General features: G+C 72.3%; 5 protein-coding genes. All 5 read left to right on the forward strand.

The window, feature by feature from the left end; all coding sequences use genetic code 11:
• Positions 1-1,148: AAA family ATPase (locus AC1DUQ_RS17850; protein WP_477074257.1), on the forward strand; the 1,148-nt coding region annotated here is incomplete at its 5' end.
• 102 nt (positions 1,149-1,250) lie between these two features.
• Positions 1,251-1,580 carry a hypothetical protein gene (locus AC1DUQ_RS17855; protein WP_477062640.1) on the forward strand — a complete coding sequence of 110 codons (330 nt, stop codon included), beginning with the start codon at positions 1,251-1,253 and terminating at the stop codon, positions 1,578-1,580.
• A gap of 58 nt (positions 1,581-1,638) precedes the next feature.
• The gene (gene ftsY, locus AC1DUQ_RS17860; RefSeq protein ID WP_477074258.1) at positions 1,639-2,823 is read left to right on the forward strand and encodes a signal recognition particle-docking protein FtsY; all 1,185 of its coding nucleotides are present in this window, start codon (positions 1,639-1,641) and stop codon (positions 2,821-2,823) included.
• 157 nt (positions 2,824-2,980) lie between these two features.
• Positions 2,981-4,288, forward strand: a complete 1,308-nt coding sequence (locus AC1DUQ_RS17865; protein ID WP_477062638.1) for an ammonium transporter — start codon at positions 2,981-2,983, stop codon at positions 4,286-4,288.
• On the forward strand, positions 4,288-4,629 hold the full coding sequence (locus tag AC1DUQ_RS17870) for a P-II family nitrogen regulator (protein WP_056093079.1): 342 nt from the start codon (positions 4,288-4,290) through the stop codon (positions 4,627-4,629). The genes AC1DUQ_RS17865 and AC1DUQ_RS17870 overlap by 1 nt, the downstream gene beginning before the upstream one ends.
• The last annotated feature ends 49 nt before the right edge of the window (positions 4,630-4,678 follow it).

The raw sequence follows: 4,678 nt of genomic DNA on the forward strand, positions 1-4,678 counted from the left end.
GGGCCGCACAGTCCGAGCGGGTGGCCCGCGAGCGCGCCGGGGCCGCACAGTCCGAGCGGGTGGCCCGCGAGCGCGCCGCCGAGCGCGAGCGCGCCCGCTCGCGCCAGGCGACCGTCGCCCAGTCGGTGCGCGACGGGGCCACGCAGGCGCTGGTCGTGCTGGACGAGTCCTTGCGGCGCGCGTCGGCGGAGCGTGACGCGGCCGAGACGGCTCGCGGCGAGCGCGACCGCGCGGTCACCGCCGCACGCGCCGAGGTCGACGTCCGCGCCGCCGAGCTGGCCCAGCTCACCGACGTCGCCCACCGCGACGAGGTGGCCCGCACCCAGCAGCGGCTGCGGATCGAGGCGCTGCAGGCCCGCGCGATCGACGACCTGGGCCTCGACCCGGCCGTCCTGCTCGACGAGTACGGCCCCCACCAGGCCGTCCCCGTGATCACCGTGCCGGGCGCGGAGGTGGACCCCGACGCACCGACGGAGGTCCCGTACGTGCGCGAGCAGCAGGAGAAGCGCCTGCGGGCCGCCGAGCGCGCGCTCTCGCTGCTCGGCCGCGTCAACCCGCTCGCGCTCGAGGAGTTCGCCGCCCTCGAGGAGCGCCACCAGTTCCTGGTGGAGCAGCTGGCGGACCTGAAGAAGTCGCGCACCGACCTGCTCGAGATCGTCCGCGAGATCGACGAGCGCGTCGAGCAGGTGTTCGCCGAGGCGTACCGCGACACCGCCGCGGCGTTCGACGTCGTCTTCCCGCGGCTGTTCCCGGGAGGCGAGGGCCGGCTCGTGCTCACCGACCCCGACAACATGCTCACCACCGGCATCGAGGTCGAGGCGCGTCCGGCCGGCAAGAAGGTCAAGCGGCTGTCCCTGCTCTCGGGCGGCGAGCGGTCGCTCACCGCGGTCGCCCTGCTCGTGGCCATCTTCAAGGCGCGGCCCAGCCCGTTCTACGTGATGGACGAGGTCGAGGCGGCCCTCGACGACGCCAACCTCGGCCGGCTGCTCGAGCTCTTCCGGGAGCTCCAGGAGGACTCGCAGCTCATCGTCGTCACGCACCAGAAGCGCACGATGGAGATCGCCGACGCCCTGTACGGCGTGACCATGCGCGGCGACGGCGTGACCACCGTCATCAGCCAGCGGATGCGCGAGGACGTCGCCGTCTGACCGGTGCGGGCTCACCCGACAGGGTGTGGAGATTGTGTGCCGTTTGACGCTCCCTGTGCGTGGGACGCAGACGGACCGGCGATCGGCACGGACACTGGGCCCATGGCCATCTTCGTTGCGATCTTCCTGGCCCTCCTCGTCGCCGCCGGGGTGCTGCTCGCTGCGAGCGTCGCCAGCTCGGCGAAGGACAAGGGTGAGTCCCCGTTCCGCACCTTCCGCACCGCCTGGGCGGGGCGGAAGAACCCCGACACCGACCAGCGCGCCGCGGCCGACGCCGCCGCGGTGGAGCCCGTCGACCTCTCGCTGGCCCAGTTCCTGCGGGAGACGGTCGACGAGGGCGAGGCGTACCTGCAGGTGGACGACCTCGCGGCGACCCTCCAGCGGGCCCGCGACAAGGCCGCGGGCGTGCTGCCCGGCAACCGCGACCGCTGAGGTCCGCGCCTGACGCGCCGGTTCGCGTCCTGAGCCTGCCGCCCGACAGACTGTCCCGGTGACCAACGAGACGCTCGAGATCCTCCTGGCCGCCGGCATCCCGACGGTCATCGCCGTCGCGCTGGCGACCGTCTTCGTCCGCCGCCGCCGCGGCTCGACGACCGACGAGGCGCCCCCGACCGTCGACGTGCCGGCCCCGGCGCCGGCCCCCGAGCTCGAGACCCCGTCGCCCGCGCCCCCCGCGCCGCCCACCGAGGTGGTGCCCGAGGAGGCCGAGGCGCCCCCGGCCCTCGAGGTCCCGGCGCCGGTCGCCGGCCGGCTCTCGCGGCTGCGGGACCGGCTCGCCCGCTCCGGGTCGCCCCTGGGCACCCGGCTGCTCGCTGTGCTGTCCAAGGACCACCTGACTGAGGACGACTGGGACGAGCTCGAGGAGACCCTGCTCCTGGCCGACGTCGGCGCAGGCCCGTCCGGCGAGCTCATCGACGCCCTGCGCACCCGCGTCCGCGTCGAGGGCCTCAAGGACCCGGCGCACGTCCGCGCGCTCCTGCGCGAGCAGCTCCTCGCGCTCGTCGACCCGTCCCTCGACCGCAGCCTGAACACCGCGCACGGAGCGGCTGCCGACGGGTCGCCGCTCCCCGCGGTCGTCCTCGTCGTCGGCGTCAACGGCACCGGCAAGACCACGACCGTCGGCAAGCTCGCGCGCGTGCTCGTCGCCGACGGGAAGACGGTCGTGCTGGGTGCGGCGGACACGTTCCGCGCGGCCGCCGCCGACCAGCTCCAGACGTGGGGCTCGCGCGTGGGCGTGCACACGGTCCGGTCGGACCGCGACGGCGCCGACCCCGCGGCCGTGGCGTTCGACGCCGTCCGCACGGGCCGCGCCGAGGGGATCGACGTGGTGCTCGTGGACACGGCCGGACGCCTGCAGAACAAGGCCGGGCTGATGGACGAGCTGGGCAAGATCACCCGCGTGATCACGCGGGAGGCGCCCCTGTCCGAGGTGCTCCTGGTGCTCGACGCCACGACAGGTCAGAACGGTCTGAACCAGGCGCGCGTGTTCAGCGAGGTCGCCGGCGTGACGGGCATCGTGCTCACCAAGCTCGACGGCACGGCCAAGGGCGGGATCGTCGTCGCCGTGCAGCGCGAGCTGGGCGTCCCGGTCAAGCTCGTCGGCCTCGGCGAGGGTCCCGRCGACCTGGCACCGTTCGACCCCGAGGCCTTCGTCGACGCCCTGCTGCAGGGGTAGCGCTCCTGGACGGCCGATCACCACGAAACCGAACGTTTACGTGCGGAAGCGGCTTGTCACACCGACGTAACGTCCCTCGCCTCTGACCGAAACTCGCCTCGTCGACTGTGATCCCCGGACCAGCCACCCCCGGCTGGCGAGTGGAGAGGCGATCTCGATGGAATTCGAGCTGGACAGCGGGAACACGGCGTTTATGCTCACCGCCGCGTCGCTCGTGCTGCTGATGACGCCGGGGCTGGCGTTCTTCTACGGCGGCATGGTGCGCGGCAAGAGCGTGCTGAACATGATGATGATGAGCTTCGGCGCGATCGGCGTCGCCGGTCTCATCTGGGTGCTCTACGGCTACTCCGGTGCGTTCGGCCCGGACCTCGGCGGCGGGTGGCTCGGCAACCCGTTCGAGTTCTTCGGCCTGCAGGGCGCGACGGACGACCAGAGCCTGATGGCCGCCTCGGGCGTGCCGTTCCTCGTGGCCGCGGGCTACCAGGCCACGTTCGCGATCATCACGGTCGCGCTCATCTCGGGTGCCGTGGCGGACCGCATCAAGTTCGGCGCGTGGCTCGTCTTCACGGCCGTCTGGGTGACCGTGGTCTACATGCCGCTCGCCCACTGGGTGTGGGGCGGTGGCCTGCTCAGCGCCACGGGCCTCACGGAGGGTCTCTCGACCCCGATCGACTTCGCCGGTGGAACGGTCGTCCACATCAACGCCGGTACCGCCGGCCTGGTGCTGGCGCTCGTGCTCGGCAAGCGCAAGGGCTTCGGCAAGGAGGCCATGCGGCCGCACAACCTGCCGTTCGTCATGCTCGGTGCCGCTCTCCTGTGGTTCGGCTGGTTCGGCTTCAACGCGGGCTCCGAGTTCGCTGCCGACGGCACGGCCGGTCGCGCCTGGCTCAACACCCTCCTGGCCACGGGCGTCGCGATGCTCGCCTGGCTCGCCACGGAGAAGCTGCGTGACGGTCACCCCACGTCGCTCGGTGCCGCCTCCGGCGTGGTCGCGGGCCTCGTCGCCATCACGCCGGCCGCTGCGGCGGTCGACACGTGGGGCGCCATCGCCGTCGGTCTCGTCGCTGGTGTGCTCTGCGCCCTCGCCGTCGGCCTGAAGTTCCGGTTCGGCTACGACGACTCGCTCGACGTCGTCGGTGTCCACCTCGTCGGTGGTCTGGTGGGGACGATCCTCATCGGCTTCTTCGCCACGGACACGAACAGCACCTGGTACCCGGACGGCGCACAGAACGGTCTGTTCTACGGTGGCGGGGTCACTCAGCTCGCCACCCAGACGATCGTCGCGCTCGCCGCGGTGCTGTTCAGCTTCACGGCGACGTACGTCATCGCGCTCATCCTCAAGGCGACCATCGGTCTGCGGGTCTCTGAAGAGGCCGAGGTCGGCGGGGTCGACCTGGCGCTGCACGCTGAGACCGCATACGAGACGCTGGGCGTCGGCGCCCGTGTCGTGACGGAGGTGAAGTGATGACGAAGCTCGTGACGGCGGTCATCCAGCCGCACCGGCTGGACGATGTGAAGTCGGCCCTCGAGGCTGCAGGCGTCCGTGGTCTGACCGTGAGCGAGGCCAGCGGCTACGGCCGCCAGCGCGGTCACACCGAGGTCTACCGCGGTGCCGAGTACACGGTCGACCTGGTCCCCAAGGTCAAGATCGACGTGCTCGTCAGCGACGCGGACGTGGTCAGCGTGACCGACGTCATCGTCCGCGCGGCGCAGACCGGCAAGATCGGTGACGGCAAGGTCTGGGTCGTGCCGGTCGAGGACGTGGCTCGCGTCCGCACCGGTGAGCACGGCGACGACGCCCTCTGACCAGGACGGCTGACCGCCACACATGACACAGGAACGGCCGCCCGCGGGG

This window comes from Cellulomonas sp. P4_B5_2 (assembly GCF_056402235.1).